Source organism: Citrobacter sp. Cb080, assembly GCF_030334745.1.
Taxonomy (GTDB): Bacteria; Pseudomonadota; Gammaproteobacteria; order Enterobacterales; family Enterobacteriaceae; genus Citrobacter; species Citrobacter braakii.
Genome location: NZ_JAOWDG010000081.1, coordinates 84,878 through 111,191, shown reverse-complemented (window position 1 = coordinate 111,191; position 26,314 = coordinate 84,878). Strand labels below are relative to the sequence as shown.

The following is a 26,314-nucleotide window of genomic DNA, read 5'->3' as shown; positions in this document are numbered from 1 at the left end:
AGGGTTATTACGGATTCACAAACGTCGATTTAACGCGTTGCGAGCGTTTGAAATAGGGCACCAGCAGTGCTGCAGCCAGCAATGGGAACAGCAGTTGGCGCACGGCAAAGGCGTCCGGAACCGGTGAAAACGCAAACGCTTTAATCGCCAGTAACACGGAGATCAGCAGCCATAGAATATAATGCTTAGGCACACAGGCTCTGCGTTTGAAAAACGCAATCGTCAGCCACAGCGTGTAATACCACATGGCAATCGCGGTAATAAAAGAGACGCCCCATAACAGCAAATTTGCCGTACTTTGCGCACCCAGCGTTTGGAAGGTTTGCGGTGTAGCCAGCGCAGTGACATAAAGTAATAACGCCAGCGAAGCGCTCAACAATGCGACTAACAGCCAGGCCAGTGGCCCAAGTAGCCAGCCCCCGATACGTTGTGCCGGTGTGGTAGTCATCTCTTCTCCAGGTTTACGCGCGCAATCAAACATGCCATTCATTTTGGGGCAATTATTATAAAGCTTTTAACGTTGAGCGCTACTTTCTTCTTTATTGCACGTAATGCCAGACTGATTTGGGTACCTGACCAACATCAAACAGACGACCTCCTGAGATAAGCTCCGCACGGCGATGGTCTGCAGCGCGATACATATTGATAATGTCGCTATCGTCGGTGAGCGTGTAGTTAAGATGGTCGAACAGTTTTTCCAGACTTTCGAGTGAACTGATTTTGCGGAATTTTAATAAGTAATCCTGAACAGTCATAAATGGAAATCCATATTAATAAAATAATACCAACGGAGTAGTAAATATAAATAATAAACAACATGCACAGGTAAAAGCGGATTGACGCGCAAATGTGAGAAGAGTGTTCATACCTGTGGAAAAGCAGGCGCTATGCGCACCTGCGGTAAGGGTAACGCGCTTCGCTACAGCAGGCAATATGCACCGGAGTGGGATGCGGCATTATTCTCTTTTTTTGACAAAATTCGATCTTTTGCAGCCAACCCCTGCCGTTACTCGATGTTAATTGCCGGGTTATAAGGGACTGCAGATGCTTATTTCTTCTGCACAGCAGCAACGGGCTCCGGTGGCTGGTAATTGTCAATATGATTGGCAACACCCAGCAGGATCACAGAGACGGTGAGAACAATCCAACCTGCTAATTCAATAAGACGATTCATTACTGATGACATTTGCTTTGATTTATCCATAAACACAGGCTGCAAATGTTACTAATCTCTCAATAATACAGCAAGATAATTGGGAACGATTTCTCCCTCTTTTTCGCTGCAAGTTAAGCATAAGTGGCATATGTTTGACTTAAGTTAATAAACAACCTTTGTAGCGCAATGGTTATTAAACTATTGAGACGTTGCAGGGTATGGTGTGAAATAGGTCAGTCCTGAATTGAGAGGCTATAACATGAGTGACAACATCCGCGTTGGGCTAATTGGCTATGGTTACGCCAGTAAAACCTTCCATGCCCCCCTGATTGTGGGCACACCGGGCCTCGAACTGGCTGCGGTTTCCAGTAGTGATGAAGCAAAAGTGAAGGCAGACTGGCCAACGGTGGCGGTTGTTGCTGAGCCTAAACACCTTTTTAACGATCCGAATATCGACCTGATTGTGATCCCCACGCCTAATGACACTCACTTCCCGTTAGCGAAGGCTGCACTGGAAGCGGGCAAACATGTGGTTGTTGATAAGCCTTTTACCGTGACACTGTCACAAGCACGCGAACTGGATGCGTTGGCGCGTAGCCTTGGCCGCGTGCTGTCCGTTTTCCATAACCGCCGCTGGGACAGTGATTTTCTGACGTTGAAAGCCCTGCTGGCGGATGGCGTTTTGGGGGAGGTGGCGTATTTCGAATCCCATTTCGATCGATTCCGCCCGCAGGTTCGTGATCGCTGGCGTGAACAGGGGGGGCCGGGAAGCGGCATCTGGTATGATTTAGCTCCGCATCTTCTGGATCAGGCGATTAACCTGTTTGGTTTGCCCGTCAGCATGACGGTAGACCTGGCTCAGCTCCGCCCAGGTGCGCAAGCGACGGATTACTTCCATGCCATCCTGACTTATCCGCAGCGTCGTGTGATTCTGCACGGCACCATGCTTGCTGCCGCAGAATCGGCCCGTTATATTGTGCACGGATCGCGTGGCAGCTATGTGAAGTATGGTCTTGACCCGCAGGAAGAGCGCCTGAAAAATGGCGAGCGACTGCCTCAGGAAGACTGGGGTTACGACATGCGCGATGGCGTGTTGACGCGAATAGAAGGTGAAGAGCAGGTTGAAGAGACCTGGCTGACTGTACCGGGTAATTACCCGGCGTACTATGCTGGCATTCGTGATGCGCTAAATGGTCATGGTGAAAACCCGGTACCGGCGAGACAAGCTATTCAAATCATGGAGCTGATTGAGCTGGGTCTTGAATCGGCGAAACATCGCTCGACGTTGTGCCTTGCCTGACTAGGCAAATGCCGGATGGCGATGCTCAGCATCGCATCCGGCACTCTAACCGTCACGCTGCCGCGACTTTCTCGCGCAGGGCACGTTTTTCTTCGTTACTCAGAAATGCCATTTCCAGGCCGTTGATTTGCGCTTGACGGATCTGTTCGCGCGTGAGTCCTGCCGCTGGCGCGGCAATGGTGTACTCGTGAATAATATCCACACCCTGTACCGCCGGATCGTCCGTATTCAAGCTGGCTAAAACGCCATGCTCAAGGAATGTTTTCAGCGGGTGGGTTGCCAGAGAGGCGACGGTGCTGGTCTGAATGTTCGATGTCAGGCAGGATTCGATGCCGATACGGTGTTCGGCGAGGTAATCCATCAATGCACGATCTTCAACGGCTTTTACGCCGTGACCAATACGTTCTGCGCCCAGCTCTTTAATAGCCTGCCAGATACTTTCTGGTCCCGCGGCTTCGCCCGCATGCACGGTAATACGCCAACCGGCGTCGCGCGCCTGATTGAAATGCGACAGGAACAGACTGCCCGGGAAACCGAGTTCGTCACCCGCCAGATCCAGTGCCGTAATATGGTCACGGTGGGCTAACAGCGCATCCAGTTCCTGCAGGCAGGCGGCTTCGCCGAAGGTACGGCTCATAATGCCAATTAAGCGAGCTTCGACGCCAAAGGTCTTGCAGCCCTCGCGTACGCCGGCAATGACGGCTTCAACCACGCCCGCAACCGGGAGTTGATGCGCCATCGCCATATAGCCGGGTGAAAAACGTAATTCTACATAGTGCAGACCGTTACGTGCTGCATCCTCAATATTCTCAAATGCCACGCGGCGACACGCATCCAGAGAGGCCAGTACCTTCACGCCCCAGTCGAGCTTGGATAAAAAGCTCACTAAATCCGGCTCAGTTGATGTGACTTGCACATGAGGGATCAGCGTTTCCAGCGTTTGTGCCGGAAGCGTTAAATTGAACTGACGACCCAGATCCAGGATCGTTTGGGCACGGATGTTACCATCAAGGTGGTGATGGACGTCGGTCAGGGGGAGGGAAGTATCAATCATGGTCGCACTCGTGTATTTAGGTAAAGTGCGTCGTATTATATGAAAAAATCGGGATAAAAAGCTATGTTGCGCAATGAATAATTTCATTGCGCAAACTTAATTAGCGTACAGAACGGATGGCGTTAATCAGCCCCTGAACGCCTTTTTCAAGCTTGGATCTTGGGCATCCGGCATTGAGGCGTACAAAACCGCGACCTTCTTCTCCGTAGGTATATCCCGGCATGATAGCGACTTTCTGCTGGTGGATGAGAACATCCTGCAAGGCATGGTCATCAATATTGAGCGGACGCAGGTCAATCCATGCCAGATAGGTGGATTGCGGAATCTGCCAGTTGAGTTCGGGGAATGCGGCATTAAGCTCACACGCAACGTAATGCAGATTGCTGGCAAGATAATCGCGCAGCGCATCAAGCCAGCTTGCACCCTGTTGATAAGCGGCAATATGTGCGCTAAGCGCCAGCACCGCAGGCGAGGAAAGACCATCGCGGCCTTTTAACGCGCTGAGGTAATCGTTGCGGCTTTGAGCATCTTCAATGAGTCCGTAAGCCCCGGTTAGTGCCGGAATATTAAAACTCTTTGAGCCGGAAGTGAGCAGTGCCCAACTGCCGCGCGCGACGTTACTCCACGGGATGTGCGGCCGGTCTGACCATACCATATCCATATGAATCTCATCGGAGATAACTTTTACACCATGGCGCTGACACAGTTCCGCCATGGCTTCCAGCTCGTCGCGCGTCCACACTTTGCCCGTTGGGTTTTGTGGGCTGCAAAGCAGAAGAATTTTGCTTTCAGGTCGAGACAGGGCTTTCTCCAGCGCAACCATGTCGCAAAACCAGCCGTCGGCGCGTTTTTCTAGTCCGACTGCGCACACCTGGCGCTGATTACCTTCAATCGCTTTGTAAAACGCATCGTAAGCCGGAGTATGGATAACCACCGCATCGCCCACGGATGACCACTGGCGGATCAACTCCGACACCATATAGATGACCGAGGGGCCGTATACCAGCGACTGAGGATCTATTTGAGTGTTATGCCGCGAAAGAAACCAGTGGCTTATCGCCGCCAGAAACTCATCGTTTTTCCAGCGGCTGTAACCCAACACGCCATGTGACAGGCGCTGAGTCAGCGCCTCCAGAATGCAAGGTGCGGTGGCAAAATCCATATCGGAGATGGTGAATGGCAGCAGGTCGGCTGAACCAAAACGGTCGGCAACGTAATCCCACTGAGTACACCAGGTACCGTGCCTGTCCACAACCTTTGAAAAATCAAACATATTGTTGTCCTTAAGCCTGTACGGTGTTCATCAGAACCGCGATCTCGTCTTTCACTGACTGGACCTGCGGACCGATAACGACCTGAAGGTTATGCTGATTGAGTTGTACTACGCCAATGGCACGATTGTCCTTCAGAGCCTGTACGTTAACAAGCGACATATCTTTCACTGACAAGCGCAGACGGGTGATGCAGTTATCAAGGCTGACAATGTTTTCCGCGCCGCCCAGCGCCGCCAGAATAGCAGGGACGTTGTAACCTGATTTACCAGGCGCTCCGGCCATTACTTTTTCGATATTGCTGGCAATTTCGACTTCACGGCCCGGCGTCTTCAAATTGAAACGCGTGATGGCGAAGCGGAAGATCACGTAGTACACCGCAAACCAGATAGCCGCGACAACAGGGACCAGGTACCACTTGGTGGACAATCCGTGCAGGATGCCGAACACCACGAAGTCAATCAGGTTACCGTCAGTGTTACCGATAGTGACGCCAAGCACCGCCATCACGGTGAAGCCAAGACCGGTTAGCAGGGCGTGGATTACATACAGAACCGGAGCGACGAACAGGAATAAGAACTCAAGTGGTTCAGTTGTACCGCCGATGACACAGGCAATCAGACCAGAAATTAATAACCCTTTAATTTTATGACGATTTTCAGGGCGTGCGCAGTGGTACATGGCTAATGCCGCACCCGGTAAACCGCCGAGGAACGCCGGCATTTTACCCTGGGACAGGAAGCGTGTTGCGCTTTCAGAGAAACCTTGCGTTGTCGGGCAGCTCAGTTGAGCCTGGAAAATAGTCAGTGCGCCGCTCACGCTATGGCCGCAGACTTCCTGTGTGCCGCCAGCTTCGGTGAAGCGAATGAGTGCCACCAGAATATGGTGCAGGCCAAAAGGCAGCAACAGACGTTCACCGGTACCAAACAGCATAGGACCAAATTCCCCCGCGCTATTGATGATGTGACCGAGTCCGGTAATGCCCATGGCGAAAACCGGCCAAATCAAGGGAATGACCAACCCGACCAATCCCATCACCACCGAGGAGATGATAGGCACAAAGCGCGTACCACCGAAAAACGCCAGCGCATCCGGCAGACGAATGTTGTGGAAGCGTTCATGCAGCATCCAGACAATGATCCCGGCAATAACGGCACCGAGGATCCCGGTGTCGATCGACTGGATCCCCAGAATGTTTTGCACGTTGTTGGCTTTCAGGATCGCCGCATCTGTGGTGGGTAAGATACCTTTGGCGGTTAACCAGAAATTGACGGCGAGGTTCATGACCGCATAACCGACAAAACCGGCAAACGCCGCAACGCCTTTGTTCTCGCGCGCCAGGCCCAGAGGAATGGCAATACAGAACATGACTGGCAGGAAGCTAAACGCAAATGAGCCAACTTTACTCATCCAGGTAAAGATGGCCTGAAGCACCGGATTCCCCAACGCCGGGATCAGCGTTAAGACATCATGGCTGCTCAACGAGCTGCCGATCCCCAACATGATCCCGCAAAATGAAAGCAGCGCTACAGGCAGCATAAAGGTTTTGCCCAACTGCTGGAAAAATTCCCATAACGTTATTTTTGGTGTGGTTCTCGCCGTCATCAAACGACTCCTTGTAAAGGCTAGCTGACTAATGATGGCGAGAAGATAAAACGTTTTACCTAATTTTAGTGCGGTATAAATCACATTATCGAACGATAATAGGGGGTATAAATATAAGTGATTGATAAAACGTTTTATCCGTCACGTTATCAGGGAGTTTTCTGTTTTTATGGCTATAGCCAAAAAAATAACCATCCATGATGTTGCGCTGGCTGCGGGGGTTTCGGTCAGCACCGTCTCATTGGTGCTCAGTGGAAAAGGGCGAATTTCATCAGCGACTGGGGAGCGGGTGAATGCTGCTATTGAGCAACTGGGGTTTGTGCGTAACCGCCAGGCATCAGCGCTGCGCGGCGGGCAGAGCGGAGTAGTTGGTTTGATTGTACGCGATCTTTCAACGTCGTTTTACGCCGAGCTGACGGCGGGTCTGACGGAAGCGTTAGAAGCGCAGGGGCGCATGGTCTTCTTACTGCACGGCGGTAAAGATGGGGAGCAGCTGGCGCAGCGTTTCGCGATGTTACTCAACCAGGGGGTGGATGGCGTGGTCATTGCCGGGGCCGCCGGTAGCAGTGATGCACTGCAACAGTTGGCCGCTGATAAAGGGATCCCGGTGGTATTTGCATCACGCGCCAGCTACATGGATGACGCAGACACCGTCAGGCCCGATAACATGCAGGCTGCACAGTTACTGGTTGAACATCTTATCCGCCACGGACACCAGCGTATTGCATGGCTGGGCGGGCAGAGTTCTTCATTGACTCGCGCAGAGCGCGTCGGCGGTTATTGTGCAACCTTACTAAAATATGGTTTACCGTTTCATAGCGACTGGGTGCTGGAGTGCTCAACCAGCCAGAAGCAGGCCGCAGAAGAGGTAACGGCGCTGTTACGCCGCAATCCCACGATCAGCGCGGTGGTGTGCTACAACGAAATAATCGCCATAGGCGCCTGGTTTGGCCTGATGAGAGCAGGACGTCAGAGTGGTGAAATTGGTGTCGATCGCTATTTCGAACAGCAAATATCGTTGGCCGGATTCGCTGATGTGGCGGAAAACGCGTTGGACGATATCCCGATTACCTGGGCCTGTTCGCCCGCGCGTGAAATGGGATACACCCTTGCTGAACGTATGCTACAATGCATTGCCCACGATGAAGGTCATTCACGCAATCTGACGCTTTCCGCTCGTCTGGTGGCGGCGAAATAAAAAAGCCCGATAAACACTGTTATCGGGCCTGTCACTGACGAGTGATTATTGTTGCGGGATGGCAGGGGCATCCGGCTGTGTAAGAGAAGGCATACCGAACATACCAACAAACTCATCCAGCGGCATTTTTTGTCCGTTCAGCGTCATCTGGCCGTTTGCGTATTGCAGGCTGGTGCCGATAACGTTGTCCTGCAAAGTCGTAATGCGGAACATCTGCCCCATCGCCGCCAGGCCATTAACCTGTTGCTTCGCCAGACCAGCCGCTTCTTCCTGCTGATATCCTTCCAGTTTGGCAATTTGCGTCATGAACTCAGTCGCCATATCGACAGGGATGGTCAGTTTCGCATCCAGCGATTTGACGGAACGATCCACTTCCTGGGCCAGCGTTTGCGGCTCCACCGTGTTTGCGGTCGGATCTTTTAGCAGCAGTGACAGATTAAATGTGGTTTCACCTTTTGCATTCTTCCAGCTCAGTGGAGCAATGGTGACAACCGGTTCGCCTTTCATCAAAATCGGTAGCGCATTAAAGAAGGCTTCGGTGACTTTCTGCTGATAAAGCTCAGGATTTTGGACCACATCAATCTGCGCCATCAGCGCTTTGGTTTGGGCGCTGTACTGCTGGCTGAACTGGTGCAGCGCTTCACCGTCAATCTGGCCAACTTTCAATGTCAGCTTACCGCTCCCCATATCCTGGCCCTGCAATTTCAGGCTGTTCAGGGTGTAATCCAACTGGCTGTTGACGGTTTTGCCATCGTTAATCAGATCGGATTTGCCATCGATACCCATGCCTTCCAGCACCGCCAACTCTTTGCCCTCAACTGAAATCGACAGTTTTTCGAGGGACAATTTCTGATCGCCGATGCGCTCACCAAAGCTTGCGATACTGCTGGAACCTTCAGTTTTCAGGTTATTGAAAGTAACTTGTACTTTCTGATCATACTCATTGACGGCATTAACCAGGCCACTTTGCGCCTCGCCAGTCAGCGACACCGCATTACCATCCTTATCTGCCGTAAACTGGAACTCCCCGCCGCTAAAGGCCACTTTTTCGTCGCCTTTCTCGTAGTTCAGCGGTTTGAGGGAGAGATCGGAACGGGTATCCCCACTGTAGCCAATACGGGAATTAATGATGAATGGCGTCTCACCTTTGGCAATATCAAACAGCGGCTTCGTCACGTCGTTATTGACCAGCGTCGTTTTCACGGAGGCCATTGCCGGAACAAGATTCAGTGATTTCAGCTGAGCCAGCGGGAAAGGACCGTGATCCACGGTTTCATTCAGGACGATGCTTTGTCCCGGTTTCAGCCAGGAATCTGCCTGCCCGGCGACAGGTTTCACCACCAACTGCAGTTGGCTATTGAACACGCCGCGCTGGTAGTTTTGATAACTCAGTTCAATGCCCGCCTCTGGAGAGTAGCGTTTTAACTGATCGTTTGCCTGTGTCACCATCTCGGCGAGATGCGTTTCGAGTTTCTTTCCTGTGTACCACGCGCCGCCCGTCCAGACGATACCCAGTGCAACCACCACACCCGCAGCTACCAGCGATTTTTTCATTTTGATATCCATAAAATAAAACCAGGCGTTTGAAGACGCCTGGAGGAGTGACATGTCTTTAACTCACTACAGCTTAGCAAGAGTTGTTAAAAATATCAGTATCTTGCTACAGCTTGTTATAAACCCGAGCTAAACGGCCCGTGCCGCTGACGTTTACCGGCGATTCATTCGCGCTAATAAAGGCCGACTCACCCGGCTGCAGCACCAGACGCTGCTCGCCCTTGCTCAGCACGGCTTCACCTTCGATGCAGAACAAAATGGCCGCACTTTGCTGGCTGATATCTGCGCCATTGGCGGTCAGTTCATGTAAGGAGAACGCGAAATCGTCGACCGGAATGGGGAAGTCCAGTTCGCTGTCAGTCTTAACTGGCGTGGTCAGCAACTGATTGGCTGGCTTGGCGACAAACTTAACGTTGGCGACCAGCTCCGGGATATCAATGTATTTTGGCGTCAGTCCGGCGCGCAGCACGTTGTCCGAGTTAGCCATTACTTCCAGCGCTACACCTTGCAGGTAGGCGTGTGGCGTTTCGGCAAATAAGAACATCGCTTCGCCAGGATTGAGTTTCACCACATTGAGCAGCAGCGGGGAGAAGAGCCCGCTGTCATTCGGATAGAAATCGGCGATCAGGCGAATGGTTTGCCACGGTTCACCGTGCTGGCTGTTCAGCGCCGATTTCAGGATCGCCAGCGCATGGGATTTCTCCTCATCCTGCATATTCAGCAAGCTGGCGAAAAGATAGCTCAGACGTTCCGCGCTCGGTTCCTGCAGGAAATGCGCAATAGCCGGATGCGCGGCGGACACCGGTTGTAACAATGCGACAATGTCAGAGAACTCGCGGAATGCGTTCATCGCCAGGAACGGCGTCAAAGCAAAAACCAGTTCCGGTTTGTGGTTAGGATCTTTGTAATTGCGCTCGGCGGCATCCATCGGGATCCCCGCCGCGTTTTCTTTGGCAAATCCGATTTCAGAGTTGTGCTTGTTAGGATGAACCTGAATCGAAAGAGGTTGCGCGGCGCACAGTACTTTAAACAGGAAAGGCAGTTCACCAAAGCGTTTCGCAACAGCATCGCCTAACAGTGCGGATTTATCGTGTTCGATGACATCACGCAGAGCGACCGTCTGGCCGTCAGCGTTCAGAACCTGCGAACTGCTTTTCGGATGCGCGCCCATCCACAGCTCAGCCATCGGTTGCTGAGTGGGGTTGGCAATCCCATAAAGTTCCGTTAACGCAGTTTTACTTCCCCAGGCGTAGTTCTGCACTGAGTTGATGAGTTTTTGCATTCTCAAGCCCTGTTTCAATGTGGAATTTTCTACGGCTATTAAACCAAGAAACCCTGAGCGAAGTAACCTGCACATGTAAAAAGTCGTACTTGTCTCAGTTTTTGTTAAAAAATTGTGTAGGATATGGTGACTCGCTTTTAATACCCTGAGTAATTCCGGTTGCAGAAAGCCTTTCCTTCTACAACCCGACCTGCGGCAGGGAAGCAGGGCAATGGAACATCTGCCCAGAGAATAACCAGACCGAGCAGTAAGTGAGAGCACAATGTCAAACAAACCCTTTCATTATCAGCATCCTTTCCCCCTCAAAAAGGATGATACCGAATACTATCTGCTGACCAGCGACCATGTCTCCGTTGCCGAATTTGAAGGGCAGGAGATTGTTAAAGTCGCGCCGCAAGCCTTAACGCTGCTGGCTCGTCAGGCCTTCCATGATGCATCGTTTATGCTGCGTCCTGCGCATCAGCAGCAGGTGGCCGACATTCTGCGTGACCCGGAGGCCAGCGAAAACGACAAATATGTGGCCCTGCAATTCCTGCGGAATTCTGATATTGCGGCAAAAGGTATTTTGCCGACCTGTCAGGACACCGGCACCGCGATTATCGTGGGTAAAAAAGGTCAGCGCGTCTGGACCGGCGGCGGTGATGAAGCTGCGCTGGCGCGCGGTGTGTATAACACCTACATCGAAGATAACCTGCGCTATTCACAAAACGCCGCGCTGGATATGTATAAAGAGGTGAACACCGGTACCAACCTGCCGGCACAGATAGATTTGTATACCGTCGATGGCGATGAATACAAATTCCTGTGTATTGCCAAAGGCGGTGGTTCGGCGAACAAAACCTATCTGTACCAGGAGACCAAAGCGCTGCTCACGCCGGGCAAATTAAAAAATTACCTGGTTGAGAAAATGCGAACGCTGGGAACAGCGGCCTGTCCGCCGTATCACATTGCGTTTGTGATCGGTGGAACGTCAGCGGAAGCCACGCTGAAAACGGTGAAACTGGCGTCGGCTAAATATTACGATGAGCTGCCGACCGAAGGTAACGAACATGGTCAGGCATTCCGCGATGTGGAGCTGGAAAAAGAGCTGCTGATTGAGGCACAGAATTTGGGGCTGGGCGCGCAGTTCGGCGGGAAATACTTCGCTCATGATATCCGCGTGATCCGCCTGCCGCGTCACGGTGCGTCGTGTCCGGTTGGTATGGGCGTTTCTTGCTCAGCCGATCGAAATATCAAAGCTAAGATCAACCGTGAAGGTATCTGGATCGAAAAACTGGAGCATAATCCAGGCAAATTTATACCAGAAGAGTTGCGCCAGGCGGGAGAAGGCGAAGCGGTACGCGTTGACCTCAATCGTCCGATGAAAGAGATCCTGGCTCAGCTGTCGCAGTACCCGGTTTCTACACGTCTGTCGCTTAACGGTACCATTATTGTTGGCCGTGATATTGCGCATGCGAAACTGAAAGAACGTCTGGATAACGGTGAAAGTTTGCCGCAGTATGTTAAAGATCATCCGATCTATTACGCTGGCCCGGCAAAAACGCCGGAAGGCTATGCCTCTGGTTCGCTTGGACCAACCACGGCAGGGCGTATGGATTCGTATGTTGACCAGCTTCAGTCCGCAGGTGGCAGCATGATCATGCTTGCAAAAGGCAACCGCAGCCAGCAGGTGACCGATGCCTGTCATAAGCATGGTGGCTTCTACTTAGGCAGTATCGGCGGCCCGGCCGCGGTGCTGGCCCAGGGCAGTATCAAGAGTCTGGAGTGTGTGGAATACCCTGAACTGGGGATGGAAGCCATCTGGAAAATTGAAGTGGAAGATTTCCCGGCGTTTATCCTGGTGGATGACAAAGGCAACGATTTCTTCAAGCAGATTCAGACGTCGCAGTGCGCACGCTGCGTTAAGTAACGTCAGCCGCCCTTCGGGGCGGTTTTTTTTACCGCACGAACCACCAAGCGACAGATTAATCCTCGTTAATACTCATAAGACCAATGCAAATGGGCAATGTCGAAACATAACCTAATCAATTGTTAATGTAAGGAGCAGGTAATGGTAACGGTACGCCGCGAGAATGATTCAATGGGGGCGATTGATGTTCCAGCCGATAAGCTTTGGGGCGCGCAAACCCAACGTTCGCTGGAGCATTTTCGTATCTCTACGGAGAAAATGCCGGTCTCGCTGATCCATGCGCTGGCGCTGACGAAACGCGCCGCAGCAAAGGTTAACCAGGATCTCGGGCTGCTGGCGGAGGATAAAGCCAGGGCTATTATGCAGGCCGCAGATGAGGTGTTGGCGGATAAACACCGCGATGAGTTTCCGCTGGCCATCTGGCAAACCGGGTCAGGTACGCAAAGCAATATGAACATGAACGAGGTGCTGGCAAACCGGGCCAGCGAGTTGCTGGGCGGCGTGCGGGGGATGGAACGGAAAGTTCACCCCAACGATGATGTTAATAAAAGCCAAAGCTCGAATGATGTGTTCCCGACCGCAATGCACGTTGCCGCGCTGCTGGCACTGCGTAACTCACTGATCCCGCAGTTAAATGTGTTAACCAAAACGCTCAGTGATAAATCACACGCTTTCGCGGATATCGTCAAAATTGGTCGTACACATCTGCAAGATGCAACCCCGCTTACGCTCGGCCAGGAGATTTCCGGCTGGGTGGCAATGCTTGAACATAACCTCAGACACATTGAAAACAGCTTACCCCACGTGGCGGAACTGGCGCTGGGAGGAACCGCGGTAGGGACCGGACTGAACACGCATCCGGAATATGCCCGTCGGGTCGCGGATGAATTGCGGGACATTACCTGTGCGCCGTTCGTTACCGCACCGAATAAATTTGAAGCGCTAGCTACCTGCGATGCACTGGTTCACGCCCACGGCGCGCTAAAAGGGTTGGCGGCATCGCTGATGAAAATCGCCAACGATGTGCGCTGGCTGGCATCCGGTCCACGTTGCGGGATTGGCGAAATTTCGATTCCTGAAAATGAACCGGGCAGCTCCATTATGCCGGGTAAGGTCAATCCTACCCAGTGTGAAGCGCTGACCATGCTTTGCTGTCAGGTAATGGGCAACGATGTCGCCATCAACATGGGCGGAGCGTCAGGTAATTTTGAGCTTAACGTTTACCGACCGATGGTCATCCACAATTTCCTGCAGTCGGTGCGTCTGCTGGCTGACGGTATGGAAAGCTTTAACGAGCACTGCGCGACAGGAATCGAGCCTAATCGTGAACGAATCGATCAACTGCTCAACGAGTCGCTAATGCTGGTGACCGCGCTCAATACCCATATCGGTTATGATAAAGCCGCTGAAATTGCCAAAAAGGCGCACAAAGAGGGGCTGACGTTAAAAGCCTCCGCCCTGGCGCTGGGGTATCTAACCGAAGCGGAGTTTGACAGCTGGGTACGTCCGGAACTGATGGTTGGCAGTATGCGGCCAGGCAGTTAATCCGCAACGTACAGGTGCAGCCGGGGAATAATCAATCTCAACGGCTGCGCCTGAGGTTTAAAACGATGCTGAACATTGTCGGCATCATAATTCAGTAACTCGCCGATATCTGGTACGGTCATGCCGTTTTCATTGTTGAGCAACGCGATCAAGGGCGTCGGGCAGGCATATTGCACCTGCTTTTGTTCTCCTTTGTACCAGACGCGGGCGATGGGCTGCACTTTTACCGGCCGTTTAATCTTCAGGCGCGCCTGCTGGCCCAGGGCGGCGACATCCTGATATTCCCGTTCAAGCTTCGCCTGCCACTCTTCCCGCGTCCAGGGATGTACGCTGCGCGGCGACGTCAGGCTTTTTTCCAGTTGTTGTAGTACTTCATCGCGTTTCAGATTTTTAATAATGTGTTTGTTGGCCCAGCCAAATCGCAGGGTGGCAGGCTCTCTGACAAGGGTGAGCGTACGATAGGCATTCAGCGTAATCAGTCCCGGCAGGTGGCGATGCACCCATTCAAAACGCGCTGCCGGTGCCAGTCCTGATTCCACCGTGACAATGCGCTCGAAGGTAGTTTTTAGCTGGTTAATACGCTGTATTTGCTCTTCCAGAGCGCGCTGAACTGCGTTATCTACCTGATAACACAGTACGCCTGGCAGGCGGACGGCCGCTTTGCTGCTACGATTCTCGGACTGTTGCTGGATAAACAGATGACGATAGTGGCGTAGCGCCAGCGTTTCAGCCTCTTTACCTAAATGTTGCTTAACATCAATGTTCTGCAGTGGGGCATGCTCTGCCTCTTTGGCCACTTCCGGTAACGAGAAGACGCGCGCAATCAGCAGCGTCTGCTGCAACAGATTGTCGTTCAGAAGCGCCAGCTCTTGCTCCATCTGGCGGAAGGTGCCGTTCAGGCGGTCGACGAGATCGTAACGGGCCATAGATTTACCATTTTAGTTACAACATACTTTTTTATAGCACAACCTACACCATTTGACCACCGAGCCGAATGGGTCAGGCAGCTGAAATTTCAGGAATGTTATGCCAGACGGGCCAACTGAAACAAAAGCGGGCGCCGCCGAGTTCACTTTCATCACAAACGACCGTACCGCCCATAGCCAATGCGATCGAGTGAACAATGGCTAGCCCAAGCCCGCAACCACCGGTCGCCCGGTCACGGCTGGGGTCAAGGCGTACAAACGGTTCAAAAACCTGTTCGCGGGCGTCTGGAGCAATTCCGGGACCGTCATCCTCCACAACCAGCGTCGCCTGATTGCCATTCAATAACAGGCTCGCTTGCACCGTAGACTGGCAATAGCGCAGGGCGTTATTCAGTAGATTATCCAGTACGCGCTCCATCAGGCGCATATCCAGCGCGCCGTAGTCACCAATATTAAGATGGCGTAAGTGCACCGCACGCTCAGGGTTTACGCTTTGCACATCCTCCAGATGGGTTGTCAGCCAAACGGCCAGATCCGGTACGCTGAGCTTCAGTTCATTTTGCGGGCGGTCCAGCCGGGCATAGGTCAGTAATTCTTCGATTAACCCTTCCAGTTGACCAATATCGCGATTCAGCGCCTGGGATTCCTGCGCGGTGAGGTTATCACTCATTTCCAGACGATAACGTAGGCGTACCAGTGGGGTACGAAGCTCATGGGCAATGCCATCGATAAGTTGTTTCTTACTGGCGATTAGCGCATTGATATTGTCTGCCATCTGGTTAAACGCGATACCCAATCGCTCAAAGCTGGAACCGCTGTCAAAATGGAGGCGTTCGCCCAGATGTCCTTCCCCAAAACGCTGTGCAGCAGCTTCCAGTCGTAGCATTTCCTGCCAGTGCGGACGCATCCAGATAAGTACCGGAAAGGCCAGTGAGATAGCAATAAACGCCATCAACGCGATGTCCAGCAAACGCATTTGATGGAGAAAATAGAGATAGGGAAGCGGGCCGACGGCCAGCACGTAATGGCTGCGTGGGATCCGTTGAATAAATGTGTACTGATCGTCAAGCGCCACGATATCGCCTTCGCGCAAACGTTGCATTGTTTGAACGTCTAGCGTGTACTTATTTAACGGTTCAACGCGCAGGTCAAAGGAGAGGTTCAAATCCATCTCCTTCAGCGTTTTACCCCAGTCACGTGGCGGGATCTCGCGAAGCTCGCTGCGCATCAGGTATAACGAGCTTTTCATTAAATCGTCGAGCGATTGTCTGCCTGCGCGCTCTGCGGTGAATTTATAGACCAGGCCGACCAGCAGGGTCATCACCAGAAAGCAGACAAACAGCAGGAGATAAAACTGTACAAACAGCTTCTTCATAAAAAATCACCGAATACATAATATAATGCTCACCGATACTCTCAAAATTGCTGTGATATAAAAATATGAATTTCAATCGCTGTTGTTATTTACTACTCATTTTCGCAGCGTTAGGCTGCATTTTCACCTCGCATCCCTTTGTTATATGGTTTTTGCTCGCCAACATACTGACGTTGGCAATGTACGGTGCGGATAAAATGGCAGCGCGCAGGGCCTGGCGCCGAGTGCCGGAGTCCACTTTGCTGCTGTTTGGCGTTGTTGGCGGGTGGGGTGGCGCGATAGCCGCTCAACAACTCTTTCGCCATAAAACACAAAAACAGCCATTCAAAACCTACTTCATTATCAGTGTGATAGTGAATGTGTCTGTCATCGGAGCGGCCTATCATTTCTATCCCATTTCATCCTGGTGAACGTCAGTGACAGGCTGCCTGCTTACTTGAGACAGGAAACGTACTTTTCACCTGAGCGCTGCACGATGTCATCGACATTTTTCGTTATGTCTTTCCCTTCAAACGCGCCATAGAGTTGCTTAAATTTCACCGTACTCAGGCGGTGGGTAATGTCGCTGACCGTTGCGGCTGGCAATGGCAACATATTGGGGTAGCTCCACATAAAGGAGACGGCATGCGCCCCAGGGGTGACCTGAACGATATCGCCGGAAAGTACCACGCCTTCATCTCGCGCCCAGTGCAGAACGCAGCCGCCAGCAAAGTGTCCGCCAAGGCGTATCACATTGACGTCGCGTGTCAGTTCCAGGGTGTCGCCATCCCAAAATTTAATCCACGGGCTGTCGCGCATTACCCACTTGCGGTCGTTGGCATGGAGATAAATGGGAGCGTTAAATTCGTCAGCCCAGTCTTGCATGGTGGTGTAGTAATGAGGATGCGAAATCGCGATGGCCTTAAGCCCGCCCAGGGACGTTATTAGCATTTTTGTGGCGTCGTCGAGCGTGGCAATGCAGTCCCATAAAATATTGCCTTCCGGAGTACGCAGAATAAACGCCCGTTGATCAATTGCAAAACCAGGAACGGTGCGGATGCTGAGGAGGGTGCTGTCATGCTGCCGCCACTTATTTGTGTGCGAAGCACAAAGTGCGGCAAAATCGACCCATTCCTGCCCGGTCGCGGGGACATACTGACGTTCGTCCTGGCAGATATCGCAATGTTCAGGAAGGGCGTCTGCCACCTCATAGGATGTTCCACAGGCTTTGCATAACGTGATCATCGTGTCTTCCTCTATTGAAAAAACACAGTCAGCATGGCACACCGATACGCAAGGGTGTGCCCTTTAGTGCTCTACACGATAAGCCAGGAATGGTGGGCGTGGGTCGTTGTGGCCCAACCAGCAGAAAGCAGGAATAATGTCTACACCGTCCCTGTCGAGGGTCATTTCCGGCGAAAAAAATGAGGATAATGTTTGGAAAATAGTCTGTTCAACTCCTGGCTCAGCCGTTGGGGACTTACTCCTGATGGCCAACCGCTTGAGACGCACACATCACAGCTTTTGCCCGTGGTGACCAAAGATGGTCAGAAAGCCATACTCAAACTCACCGACGATGACAGTGAACGAAACGGCTGCGAACTAATGGTCTGGTGGAACGGGAATGGTGCTGCGAAAGTGCTTGCTCATGCAGCAGGGGCGATTCTGTTAGAACGTGCAACAGGGGCGGGGTCTTTAGCGGACATGTCCTGGTCCGGCAATGATGCGCAGGCCTGTCGCATTATTTGCCATGCAGCCAGTCGACTCCATCTCCCCCGGAATGCGTCAACGCCTGCGTTAACACCGCTACTTTATTGGTTTCGCGATCTGGCTCCTGCCGCGAAAAAGCATGTCGGCATCCTGACGCATTGTGCAGAGGTGGCAAACGTATTGCTCTCCTCTCCCCAGAATGAAGTCGTATTGCACGGTGACTTACACCACGGCAATATTCTTGATTTCGGAACGAAAGGATGGCTGGCTATCGATCCTAAAGGGCTGGTGGGCGAGCGTGGCTTTGATTACGCCAATATTTTTACTAATCCCGATCTTGCCGATCCCACCAAACCTGTCGCCATTGAGCCAGAAAGATTCGCACAACGGGTAAATATTGTGTCTGAAATCGCGAGGATTGAACGGCAGCGTTTGCTGATGTGGATTATTGCCTGGTGTGGGTTGTCGTCTGCCTGGTTTCTGCAAGAAGGAGACTGCGCCACGATACCCCTGCGCATCGCAGAGTTAGCGAGCGCGGAACTCGCTTTTGGGGGTAATCAATTTTGATCTACGACACTGGGCTGGTAATTCTTTAGAGTTATCATTAGCCTGGTAAATGTTTTATTAATCAATCAGTGAACGGCGGTGTAGTGTGTTTTTTAGCGCAAATTTGACAGGCTGTGAGCAATGAACGCATTGTTTTTATTATTAAAAAAGCGCCCGAACATTATTTTGTTGATGGTCTTACTCATCGGGGCAAACATCGTGGCGTGGCTGTGGGCTTTCACCGCGTTTAGCAACAACACGTCGTTACTGGCGCTTAGTCTGATCGCATGGTGCTATGGTTTGCGCCATGCTGTTGATGCCGATCATATCGCCGCGATAGATAGCGCTACGCGCAAACTTATGCAGCAGAAAAAACGCGCCCTGACGACGGGAGCCTGGTTTTCCCTGGGGCATTCCACCATTGTGGTACTGGCAAGCATTGGCATTGCGTTGACCACCAGCGTGTTTAAGCAACACATGGCATGGTTTCAGAATGTCGGCGGTCTGATAGGTACCACGGTCTCTGCCGTATTTCTGCTGATTCTGGCTACCATTAATCTCGTTATTTTCTGTCATGTCTGGAAGGCTTTTCGTCATCTAAAACGCACCGGTACTTACGATGGCACCACAGAGGATATGACAGTTTCAGGCCCGCTGAACTGGCTTTTCCGCTCGGCGTTTCGGCTGGTAGGCAAAGACTGGCATATGTATTTTGTCGGCTTTTTGTTTGGCCTGGGTTTTGATACCGCTACTGAAATTTCTCTGCTCGGAATTTCTGCTTCAAGCGCGTCCAGTGGCATGTCGGTGTGGTCAATTCTCGTGTTCCCGGCGCTGTTTACCTGCGGCATGGCGCTGATTGACTGCCTTGACAGTATCCTGATGGTTGAGGCCTACGGATGGGCATTCAATAAGCCGCAGCGTAAGCTCTATTACAATATGACCATCACCGGGACCTCGGTAATTGTTGCGCTATTTATTGGCGGGCTGGAGGCGCTGGGGCTTCTCTCTGACGCATTTTCGCTCCAGGGAGGTTTGTGGGATACCGTCAGCGAGTTGAGTGACCATATGGGGAATGTCGGGTTTGCGATTATTGGCGTCTTTATCGGCTGCTGGATTATTTCTGCAGTAAATTACCGTTGGAAAAAATACGACGGGCTGACGTTTAGTTAACACAAAAGAAAGCCTTCCGTGAAAGGGAAGGCTCGGATCTTACTTGAGGGCTGACTAATTCGCGGTGATGATACACACCATCTTCATCACCCAAATCTGGGTGATATTATAAGTGACGGTGTAACGTATAATGGTCGGCCCGATGGGATTACATTTGAGGTTCATCGTCCCAGGCGTGCGGTGCGAACAGATAACCTTTGTTGCGCACCGTTTTGATTCGATAGGGTTCAGTCGCGTTATCGAGCAGTTTTTTGCGTAACCGGGAAATCGCGACATCAACGCTGCGATCCATGCCGTCATAACTTACGCCGCGCAGGTTCTTCAGCAGCGCATCGCGGTCCATAATTTGCCCGGCATGGGTTGCCAGCTCCCACAGTAATTCAAAATCTGCGGTGGAAAGAGAGACTTGCTCGCCGCCGAGCAGCACGGAACGATTGGTTGGGTCGATAGTGAGTGTGCCAAAGCGCAGCGTCGTGTGCGGCGTGATGGTTGCCGCCTGAATGCCTTTAGACTGGACTGAATGTTCATTCTGGCGCAGATGCAGACGCAGGCGAGCAAGCAGCACTGCTGGCGGCGTTGTCTTCAGAATATAGTCACAGGCACCCATTTCCAGCGCCAGGATATGGTTCATATCGCTGTCCAGCGAGGTGAGCAGGACAATTGGACCCTGCCAGCGTCCGCGCAAATCGCGGCAGATAGTCATCCCATCTTTGCCCGGCAGCATGATATCTAATAACACCAAATCGGGTTGAACTTGCAGGATTTTCTCCTCGGCCAAATCACCTCGAGGCTCAACGATAACCTCAATATCATGCCGGGCCAGATAGGCTGCAATCAGCGAGCCAACTTCGGGATCATCTTCAACAAATACGATGGTGTTCATATCATTCATTTTGAATATAAAACGCCAACATACACCGCCCCGGTTTTTCCTTCCATTAATCTTTTCTAAACAAGAACGCTTCCGTTATGCTAGGGGCTGATGTTATTGATGTGTTAAGGCAGAGTGATGGGACTCGTTATAAAAGCGGCGCTCGGTGCGCTGGTGGTGGTGTTAATTGGTGTGCTGGCGAAAACAAAGAACTACTATATTGCCGGATTAATTCCGTTGTTCCCGACCTTTGCGTTGATTGCCCACTATATCGTGGCCAGTGAACGTGGGATCGAAGCGTTACGTACAACCATTGTCTTCAGCATGTGGTCGATTATTCCCTATTTTGTTTACCTCGTTTCGCTGTGGTATTTCACTGGATTTATGCGCTTACCCGTTGCGCTCGGCGGTTCAGTGGTGTGCTGGGGCCTGAGCGCGTGGTTGCTTATTTTTTGTTGGATTAAACTGCACTAACGCAGATGACGCCCGCCATCAAGGGCAAAACTACGCCCGGTGACAAAACAGCTGGTCAACAGATAGTCAATTAAATCAATGACCTCTTTTTCACCCGGCGCTGTTTTCATCAGTGATTTGTTCAATGCCTGCTGACGATACTCTGCATCGTCACCCTCGTTAAACAGGATTAGCGAGGGGGCAATCGCGTTCACTTTTACTTCCGGTGCCAGTTTGCGCGCGAACGAGCGGGTCATGTTGTCCAGCGCCGCTTTGCTGGCTGCATAAGCGATGTGCTTATCGCTGCCACGCTCTACAACATAATCCGTAAAATGGATAATATCGCTGGCCGCGTGTCCATGCCCGCGCAGCAATCCTTCCAGCGCGTGGTTGAGCAGGTAGGGGGTATTGACGTGAATCTGCATCATGGCCGACAGTACTTCGGTTAACGGCGCACCGGGCTTTTCTGCAAGCCAGGCACTGGCATTATGCACAATACCTCGCAGGCCATCCGTCTGTGCTTTGACCTCATCCGCAAAGGCCAGTACGCCTTCATCGGTGGAAAAATCAGCCTGGATACACAGCACGCCCGCATCTCGCAGGCCATCAATAGCCGGATAATGCGTGCGGTAGCTAACGATAACTGGCTGTTTTTGATTAATAAAGTGCCATGCGACGGCGAGGCCGATACGTCGACCTCCTCCGGTGATAAGAATTGGCAAAGGGGGTTTTTTACCCATCGTAATCTCCATGTGTCGCGAACGATGGGGACAATGTTACCCCATCAACATCCAGGTCGCCGGAACAGCAGCAACTAGCAGCAGGCCGATCAGCGCCATTTCCTGGCGTTTTAATACGTTTTCATGCGCGTGTGTTTTACGGGCATAAAGGAAGACCAGCAGCCCTGGCGCATACAGCACCACAGACAGCAGCAGGTGCATCGGACCTGACGCATACAATAACCATATGCAATAAATACTCGCTCCGATACCGACAGCCTTATGAATTGGACGAGTGGCAATTTTCAGCAGAAATGCGCCGACCAGTAAATAGGGCACCAGAATCATTTCTGAGGCGATGGTTAATAACGTATTGTAGTCGGAACCTGTGAGCCAGATCAGCACCAGGCAAATCTGTACGCAGATATTGGTCAGCCACAGCGACGCCGATGGCGCGCCTTGCGCGTTCTGCCGCGCAAAAATGCGTGGAAACGCTTTGTGCGTGGAGGCGAGGAACGGCACTTCCGCCGCCATAATCGTCCAGCTTAAATAAGCACCGCACACGGAGACAATCAGACCTGCGGCAATAATAATCTCACCCCATGGCCCCATCATTTTCACCATCAGACCGGCCATTGACGGGTTGCGGATCTCCGCCAGTTCGGGACGTGCGACAACGCCCAGAGACAGCAGGGTGACAAGCAGATAAACGCCCAGCGCGGCGAGTACCGCCAGCAGCGTAGCGCGTCCGACATCGCGTTTGTTTCTGGCACGAGCTGAAACCACCACCGCGCCTTCCACACCGATGAAAACCCACAGGGTGATGAGCATGGTGTTTTTTACCTGCTCCCAGACGGGAACGCCCAACGCTACGCCGGTAAAATCGAGGGTAAAGGTGTCGAGCTTAAACAGCATAAACGCCAGCACGATAAATAGACCAAGCGGCAGTAATTTCGCCAGCGTCGCCACCAGGTTAATACTGGCTGCCGTTTGCACACCACGCAGCACCAGAAAATGGACCACCCACAACAGCACCGATGCGCCAACAATCGACTGCCAGGTATTACCATCGCCAAACAGACGTAACTCCGGCGTGTCGGTAAAGAAGCTGAGCGCAGAGAAAACGATCACCAGATACGAAACGTTAGCGATAACAGCACACAGCCAGTATCCCCACGCGGAGCAGAAGCCAATCAGCTCACCGAAACCTTCACGTGCATAGGTAAATATGCCGCCATCCAGTTCAGGACGGATACGCGTCAGAATCAGCATGGCAAAGGCGAGCAAAAGGATACCCGCACCGGTAATCGCCCAACCAATCAGTAATGCAGCCGGGCTTGCTACCGCCGCCATATTTTGTGGCAGGCTGAAAACACCAGCGCCGAGCATTGAGCTTAAAACCAGCGCGGTGAGTGCGCTCAGACCCAATTTCTTTTCCATTTGTATCCAGTGACAAAAACGAGAGTGAGAGAATAATTATTTTGGCAAACCGCATAAAAATGGTGAAAGCCACTAAGGCGCGGGATTTTACGGAGAGAAGAGAACGCATGCAATGGGGATAGAGAGATTTGTGACTAATAGTGTGAAAAGTAGTCTTAATACTGCTGTTTTTGTTTCGCCCGAGGGGAGGATGGCGGGAAATTATCAGGTCTACAAGGCTGTAGACCTGATAAGGTACTGAGTATTACTTATACAGGTCAGCGCTGATGGTCATGTTATTACCACGTTCAGACCACTGGCGGGTGATGTGATAATACTTAGCGCCTTTCTTCGCTGCGCGTTTGGCAACCTGGTAAGAGATTTCAGTCATGTTGCCATAGTTACCGGTGAACTTGATGCTGTCGAACGGCACCATCATAGCGGCGGTTGCTTTGTTCAGTTCTTCAACTTTGGTTCCATCCGGTAGCGTGACAGTGTAACGCCCACCTTTGGTGGATTGCGTTTCGAAGAAACGACCGACTTCAGCGCTCGGAGACGCGGTAGTCGCAACGCCTGGGATCTCAACTTTCTTCGCGGCTTCGCCACCGGCGGCTAATGCGGCACGTCCGGCATCTGAATCTGCTGGGATCGCATCAGGGCTTTGTACTACGCGTTTTTTCGCATCAGCTTTATAGATGAATGCGGTAATACGCTGGTTGCCGCCCTGGTTGGCATCGACCTGGCGCACGATGTAGAAGGAGTAAGCGCCTTTCTCTTTCGCTGCTTTGGTGATGGCATCGTTCACTTCAGGCTGGCTGCGGTAGAAGCCCTGCACCGTAACGGTATCGAATGGTTCTATCAGAACGGCCTGATCTTTCGGTAATTCCATCACGCCGTTAATGACACGGTTTTTGGACGCTTCCGCTTTTTCAGCATCGGCTTTATAGATGTCGGCTACAACGCGCCAGTTACCGCCGCTGCCAAAATCTGAGGTATCAACAACATAAAAGGAGGCTGCACCGTCTTTATCTGCACGGCGTGATACGGCGGTCACCGCGTCACCGATAGCATTAAAACGACCGGTAACCACAATGCGGTCATAGGGTTTCAGGGCAGCCGCTTGCTCCGGCGTCAATTCTGTCGCTGCATTTACAGAAAAAGCAGTCGCAGAAATAAGTGCGGACGCCAGGAGAGTGTTCTTAAGCTTCATAAAAATAATCCTTCGCCTTGCGCAAACCAGGTACTGGTATTGTTATTGACTAGAAACGTCGCTGATTATTGCATTTAAATTGTGTCAGTGTCTGCGTCATTTTTCACTCATCGTGCCACGTGACGTAACAACACAGATAACATTTTGTGATATGTCGAAAATTTCGGCGTTTGGCGACCAAAACTGATAAAGCAGTTGAATTTCATAAGTTAATTTAATGTTAATCAATTGTTTTTGGCAGGCACGTAATCATGTTTTGCCGCTTCGCTTGAGCGAATTATCGGCCTTTGTGGGCTATTTTTAGGGTATTTTATCTGCCAGCGGTTCGATTCATCTCTATTTCGCGAATTTCATAATAAATACTGTTTTTTGGCGCTAGATCACAGGCGTCATTTTCAGTAGGTTATACAGAGTTTGTTACTGTTTTATTTTATTGGGGTAACACTGACCTCTTTCGAGAGTGCGCGCATGCCTCGTGCGAACATTGATAAACCATCATCACAAATACAGATGGAAGGGAACATTATGCGAATTGGCATACCAAGAGAACGGTTAACCAATGAAACCCGCGTCGCAGCTACGCCGAAGACGGTTGAGCAGCTGCTTAAGTTGGGTTTCAGCGTCGCGGTTGAAAGCGGTGCAGGTCAACTGGCAAGTTTTGACGATAAGGCGTTTGTACAAGCAGGCGCAGAAATTGTTGACGGAAATGCCGTCTGGCAGTCAGAGATCATCCTGAAGGTCAACGCGCCGGAAGAGGCGGAAATCCCGTTGCTCAACCCGGGCACGACGCTGGTGAGTTTTCTTTGGCCCGCGCAAAACCCTGAGCTGTTGCAGAAGCTGGCAGAGCGCAACGTGACGGTTATGGCGATGGATTCCGTGCCGCGTATTTCGCGCGCGCAGTCGCTTGATGCCTTAAGCTCGATGGCGAATATCGCCGGGTATCGTGCCATTGTTGAAGCCGCTCATGAATTTGGCCGCTTCTTCACCGGGCAGATCACCGCCGCGGGCAAGGTTCCACCTGCCAAGGTCATGGTGATTGGTGCGGGTGTGGCAGGTCTGGCTGCTATCGGTGCGGCAAACAGCCTGGGCGCTATCGTTCGTGCTTTTGACACCCGTCCGGAAGTGAAAGAGCAAGTTCAGAGTATGGGCGCTGAATTCCTCGAACTGGACTTTAAAGAAGAGGCCGGCAGCGGCGACGGTTACGCCAAGGTGATGTCCGAAGCGTTCATCAAAGCCGAAATGGCGCTCTTCGCCGCGCAGGCGAAAGACGTTGATATTATCGTTACCACCGCGTTGATTCCGGGCAAACCGGCACCGAAACTGATCACCCGCGAAATGGTCGATTCGATGAAGGCGGGCAGCGTGATTGTCGATCTCGCCGCGCAAAACGGCGGTAACTGCGAATATACCGTGCCTAACCAGGTGACCACCACCGAGAACGGGGTGAAGGTTATCGGTTATACCGATCTGCCAGGCCGACTGCCGACGCAGTCTTCCCAGCTTTATGGCACGAACCTCGTTAACCTGCTCAAGCTGTTGTGCAAAGAGAAAGACGGCAATATCACCGTCGATTTTGACGACGTGGTCGTACGTGGCGTTACGGTGGTTCGCGAGGGTGAAATCACCTGGCCTGCGCCGCCGATCCAGGTTTCTGCTCAGCCGCAGGCTGCGCCAAAAGCCGCGCCCGCGCCGAAAGAAGAGAAAAAACCGGCCTCACCGTGGCGCAAATATGCGTTGATGGCACTGGTCGTCATACTGTTTGGATGGCTTGCTGATGTCGCGCCGAAAGAGTTCCTGGGGCACTTTACGGTGTTCGCGCTTTCCTGTGTAGTGGGTTACTACGTGGTCTGGAATGTGTCGCACGCGCTACACACTCCGCTGATGTCCGTGACAAACGCTATCTCCGGGATCATCGTTGTCGGGGCGTTATTGCAAATTGGCCAGGGTGGCTGGGTGAGTTTCCTGAGTTTTATCGCGGTGCTTATTGCCAGCATTAATATTTTCGGTGGCTTCACCGTGACTCAGCGCATGCTGAAAATGTTCCGGAAAAACTAAGGGGTAA

Annotated in this window: 24 protein-coding genes; 9 read left to right on the top strand and 15 right to left on the bottom strand. The window is 52.0% G+C overall.

Going from position 1 to position 26,314, the window contains the following annotated elements:
* Positions 1-7 precede the first annotated feature (7 nt).
* The 3 genes from OGV38_RS20715 to blr form a co-directional block, all read right to left on the bottom strand.
* The gene (locus OGV38_RS20715; protein ID WP_016153009.1) at positions 8-448 is read right to left on the bottom strand and encodes a DUF2569 domain-containing protein; all 441 of its coding nucleotides are present in this window, start codon (positions 446-448) and stop codon (positions 8-10) included.
* 91 nt (positions 449-539) lie between these two features.
* A complete protein-coding gene (gene ydgT / locus OGV38_RS20710; protein WP_003832804.1) occupies positions 540-755 on the bottom strand; it encodes a transcription modulator YdgT in 216 nt (71 codons plus the stop codon).
* A gap of 293 nt (positions 756-1,048) precedes the next feature.
* Positions 1,049-1,174, bottom strand: coding sequence for a division septum protein Blr (gene blr, locus OGV38_RS20705; RefSeq protein WP_019076739.1), 126 nt, complete (start codon positions 1,172-1,174; stop codon positions 1,049-1,051).
* 241 nt (positions 1,175-1,415) lie between these two features.
* Between blr and OGV38_RS20700 the strand changes: the two genes are divergently transcribed.
* Positions 1,416-2,456 (top strand): oxidoreductase, encoded by a 1,041-nt coding sequence (locus tag OGV38_RS20700; RefSeq protein WP_016153010.1) that lies wholly within the window; start codon positions 1,416-1,418, stop codon positions 2,454-2,456.
* Positions 2,457-2,508: 52 nt separating this feature from the next.
* Here the strand turns inward: OGV38_RS20700 and add are convergent, their stop codons facing one another.
* From add to malX, 3 genes are all read right to left on the bottom strand, one after another.
* Positions 2,509-3,510 (bottom strand): adenosine deaminase, encoded by a 1,002-nt coding sequence (gene add / locus OGV38_RS20695; protein ID WP_286474768.1) that lies wholly within the window; start codon positions 3,508-3,510, stop codon positions 2,509-2,511.
* Between the two features lie 100 nt (positions 3,511-3,610).
* The gene (locus OGV38_RS20690) at positions 3,611-4,783 is read right to left on the bottom strand and encodes a MalY/PatB family protein (RefSeq protein ID WP_149381844.1); all 1,173 of its coding nucleotides are present in this window, start codon (positions 4,781-4,783) and stop codon (positions 3,611-3,613) included.
* A gap of 10 nt (positions 4,784-4,793) precedes the next feature.
* Positions 4,794-6,386 (bottom strand): maltose/glucose-specific PTS transporter subunit IIBC, encoded by a 1,593-nt coding sequence (gene malX, locus OGV38_RS20685; protein ID WP_016153013.1) that lies wholly within the window; start codon positions 6,384-6,386, stop codon positions 4,794-4,796.
* Positions 6,387-6,555: 169 nt separating this feature from the next.
* Here malX and OGV38_RS20680 point away from each other — a divergent pair, with 169 nt between their 5' ends.
* Complete coding sequence (locus tag OGV38_RS20680) at positions 6,556-7,584, top strand: Mal regulon transcriptional regulator MalI (protein ID WP_286474765.1); 1,029 nt, start codon at positions 6,556-6,558, stop codon at positions 7,582-7,584.
* Positions 7,585-7,629: 45 nt separating this feature from the next.
* Here OGV38_RS20680 and OGV38_RS20675 read toward each other — a convergent pair whose 3' ends face one another.
* Together OGV38_RS20675 and manA are read right to left on the bottom strand one after the other, a co-directional pair.
* Positions 7,630-9,138: a YdgA family protein gene (locus tag OGV38_RS20675; protein ID WP_286474762.1), complete on the bottom strand. Its 1,509-nt coding sequence runs from the start codon at positions 9,136-9,138 to the stop codon at positions 7,630-7,632.
* 106 nt (positions 9,139-9,244) lie between these two features.
* Complete coding sequence (gene manA / locus OGV38_RS20670; RefSeq protein ID WP_269517287.1) at positions 9,245-10,420, bottom strand: mannose-6-phosphate isomerase; 1,176 nt, start codon at positions 10,418-10,420, stop codon at positions 9,245-9,247.
* Positions 10,421-10,682: 262 nt separating this feature from the next.
* Between manA and fumB the strand changes: the two genes are divergently transcribed.
* Both fumB and fumC read left to right on the top strand, forming a co-directional pair.
* Positions 10,683-12,329: a class I fumarate hydratase gene (gene fumB / locus OGV38_RS20665; protein WP_047358425.1), complete on the top strand. Its 1,647-nt coding sequence runs from the start codon at positions 10,683-10,685 to the stop codon at positions 12,327-12,329.
* A 141-nt stretch (positions 12,330-12,470) separates the two neighbouring features.
* A complete protein-coding gene (gene fumC / locus OGV38_RS20660) occupies positions 12,471-13,874 on the top strand; it encodes a class II fumarate hydratase (protein WP_016153018.1) in 1,404 nt (467 codons plus the stop codon).
* Here the strand turns inward: fumC and tus are convergent.
* Complete coding sequence (gene tus / locus OGV38_RS20655; RefSeq protein ID WP_181628666.1) at positions 13,871-14,800, bottom strand: DNA replication terminus site-binding protein; 930 nt, start codon at positions 14,798-14,800, stop codon at positions 13,871-13,873. The two genes, fumC and tus, sit on opposite strands and share 4 nt — an antisense overlap.
* A gap of 73 nt (positions 14,801-14,873) precedes the next feature.
* Complete coding sequence (gene rstB, locus OGV38_RS20650; RefSeq protein ID WP_047417574.1) at positions 14,874-16,175, bottom strand: two-component system sensor histidine kinase RstB; 1,302 nt, start codon at positions 16,173-16,175, stop codon at positions 14,874-14,876.
* A gap of 65 nt (positions 16,176-16,240) precedes the next feature.
* Between rstB and OGV38_RS20645 the strand changes: the two genes are divergently transcribed.
* A complete protein-coding gene (locus tag OGV38_RS20645; protein WP_049041453.1) occupies positions 16,241-16,585 on the top strand; it encodes a DUF1294 domain-containing protein in 345 nt (114 codons plus the stop codon).
* A gap of 22 nt (positions 16,586-16,607) precedes the next feature.
* Here OGV38_RS20645 and OGV38_RS20640 read toward each other — a convergent pair whose 3' ends face one another.
* Positions 16,608-17,399, bottom strand: coding sequence for an MBL fold metallo-hydrolase (locus OGV38_RS20640; RefSeq protein WP_269517286.1), 792 nt, complete (start codon positions 17,397-17,399; stop codon positions 16,608-16,610).
* A 192-nt stretch (positions 17,400-17,591) separates the two neighbouring features.
* On the opposite strand from OGV38_RS20640, the gene OGV38_RS20635 reads away from it, so the two are divergent.
* The gene (locus OGV38_RS20635) at positions 17,592-18,431 is read left to right on the top strand and encodes an aminoglycoside phosphotransferase family protein (protein ID WP_049041455.1); all 840 of its coding nucleotides are present in this window, start codon (positions 17,592-17,594) and stop codon (positions 18,429-18,431) included.
* A 120-nt stretch (positions 18,432-18,551) separates the two neighbouring features.
* Complete coding sequence (locus tag OGV38_RS20630; protein ID WP_101700679.1) at positions 18,552-19,580, top strand: HoxN/HupN/NixA family nickel/cobalt transporter; 1,029 nt, start codon at positions 18,552-18,554, stop codon at positions 19,578-19,580.
* Positions 19,581-19,728: 148 nt separating this feature from the next.
* Here the strand turns inward: OGV38_RS20630 and rstA are convergent, their stop codons facing one another.
* Positions 19,729-20,472: a two-component system response regulator RstA gene (gene rstA, locus OGV38_RS20625; RefSeq protein WP_016153025.1), complete on the bottom strand. Its 744-nt coding sequence runs from the start codon at positions 20,470-20,472 to the stop codon at positions 19,729-19,731.
* 117 nt (positions 20,473-20,589) lie between these two features.
* Here rstA and OGV38_RS20620 point away from each other — a divergent pair, with 117 nt between their 5' ends.
* Entirely contained in the window at positions 20,590-20,925 is a 336-nt protein-coding gene (locus OGV38_RS20620) for a GlpM family protein (RefSeq protein ID WP_016153026.1), read from the top strand.
* On the opposite strand, the gene folM is transcribed toward OGV38_RS20620, so the two are convergent.
* From folM to ydgH, 3 genes are all read right to left on the bottom strand, one after another.
* Positions 20,922-21,644 (bottom strand): dihydromonapterin reductase, encoded by a 723-nt coding sequence (folM, locus tag OGV38_RS20615; protein WP_049041460.1) that lies wholly within the window; start codon positions 21,642-21,644, stop codon positions 20,922-20,924. The two genes, OGV38_RS20620 and folM, sit on opposite strands and share 4 nt — an antisense overlap.
* Before the next feature lie 36 nt (positions 21,645-21,680).
* Positions 21,681-23,063: an amino acid permease gene (locus tag OGV38_RS20610; RefSeq protein WP_286474755.1), complete on the bottom strand. Its 1,383-nt coding sequence runs from the start codon at positions 23,061-23,063 to the stop codon at positions 21,681-21,683.
* Between the two features lie 244 nt (positions 23,064-23,307).
* Complete coding sequence (ydgH, locus tag OGV38_RS20605; RefSeq protein ID WP_016156455.1) at positions 23,308-24,252, bottom strand: DUF1471 family protein YdgH; 945 nt, start codon at positions 24,250-24,252, stop codon at positions 23,308-23,310.
* A 525-nt stretch (positions 24,253-24,777) separates the two neighbouring features.
* Here ydgH and pntA point away from each other — a divergent pair.
* Positions 24,778-26,307: a Re/Si-specific NAD(P)(+) transhydrogenase subunit alpha gene (gene pntA, locus OGV38_RS20600; RefSeq protein WP_029139532.1), complete on the top strand. Its 1,530-nt coding sequence runs from the start codon at positions 24,778-24,780 to the stop codon at positions 26,305-26,307.
* The last annotated feature ends 7 nt before the right edge of the window (positions 26,308-26,314 follow it).

Bases quoted from the DNA above. Each gene is read 5' to 3' on its own strand.
- OGV38_RS20715 (WP_016153009.1), bottom strand. From the start codon at position 448: ATGACTACCACACCGGCACAACGTATCGGGGGCTGGCTACTTGGGCCA.
- ydgT (WP_003832804.1), bottom strand. From the start codon at position 755: ATGACTGTTCAGGATTACTTATTAAAATTCCGCAAAATCAGTTCACTC.
- blr (WP_019076739.1), bottom strand. From the start codon at position 1,174: ATGAATCGTCTTATTGAATTAGCAGGTTGGATTGTTCTCACCGTCTCT.
- OGV38_RS20700 (WP_016153010.1), top strand. From the start codon at position 1,416: ATGAGTGACAACATCCGCGTTGGGCTAATTGGCTATGGTTACGCCAGT.
- add (WP_286474768.1), bottom strand. From the start codon at position 3,510: ATGATTGATACTTCCCTCCCCCTGACCGACGTCCATCACCACCTTGAT.
- OGV38_RS20690 (WP_149381844.1), bottom strand. From the start codon at position 4,783: ATGTTTGATTTTTCAAAGGTTGTGGACAGGCACGGTACCTGGTGTACT.
- malX (WP_016153013.1), bottom strand. From the start codon at position 6,386: ATGACGGCGAGAACCACACCAAAAATAACGTTATGGGAATTTTTCCAG.
- OGV38_RS20680 (WP_286474765.1), top strand. From the start codon at position 6,556: ATGGCTATAGCCAAAAAAATAACCATCCATGATGTTGCGCTGGCTGCG.
- OGV38_RS20675 (WP_286474762.1), bottom strand. From the start codon at position 9,138: ATGAAAAAATCGCTGGTAGCTGCGGGTGTGGTGGTTGCACTGGGTATC.
- manA (WP_269517287.1), bottom strand. From the start codon at position 10,420: ATGCAAAAACTCATCAACTCAGTGCAGAACTACGCCTGGGGAAGTAAA.
- fumB (WP_047358425.1), top strand. From the start codon at position 10,683: ATGTCAAACAAACCCTTTCATTATCAGCATCCTTTCCCCCTCAAAAAG.
- fumC (WP_016153018.1), top strand. From the start codon at position 12,471: ATGGTAACGGTACGCCGCGAGAATGATTCAATGGGGGCGATTGATGTT.
- tus (WP_181628666.1), bottom strand. From the start codon at position 14,800: ATGGCCCGTTACGATCTCGTCGACCGCCTGAACGGCACCTTCCGCCAG.
- rstB (WP_047417574.1), bottom strand. From the start codon at position 16,175: ATGAAGAAGCTGTTTGTACAGTTTTATCTCCTGCTGTTTGTCTGCTTT.
- OGV38_RS20645 (WP_049041453.1), top strand. From the start codon at position 16,241: ATGAATTTCAATCGCTGTTGTTATTTACTACTCATTTTCGCAGCGTTA.
- OGV38_RS20640 (WP_269517286.1), bottom strand. From the start codon at position 17,399: ATGATCACGTTATGCAAAGCCTGTGGAACATCCTATGAGGTGGCAGAC.
- OGV38_RS20630 (WP_101700679.1), top strand. From the start codon at position 18,552: ATGAACGCATTGTTTTTATTATTAAAAAAGCGCCCGAACATTATTTTG.
- rstA (WP_016153025.1), bottom strand. From the start codon at position 20,472: ATGAATGATATGAACACCATCGTATTTGTTGAAGATGATCCCGAAGTT.
- OGV38_RS20620 (WP_016153026.1), top strand. From the start codon at position 20,590: ATGGGACTCGTTATAAAAGCGGCGCTCGGTGCGCTGGTGGTGGTGTTA.
- folM (WP_049041460.1), bottom strand. From the start codon at position 21,644: ATGGGTAAAAAACCCCCTTTGCCAATTCTTATCACCGGAGGAGGTCGA.
- OGV38_RS20610 (WP_286474755.1), bottom strand. From the start codon at position 23,063: ATGGAAAAGAAATTGGGTCTGAGCGCACTCACCGCGCTGGTTTTAAGC.
- ydgH (WP_016156455.1), bottom strand. From the start codon at position 24,252: ATGAAGCTTAAGAACACTCTCCTGGCGTCCGCACTTATTTCTGCGACT.
- pntA (WP_029139532.1), top strand. From the start codon at position 24,778: ATGCGAATTGGCATACCAAGAGAACGGTTAACCAATGAAACCCGCGTC.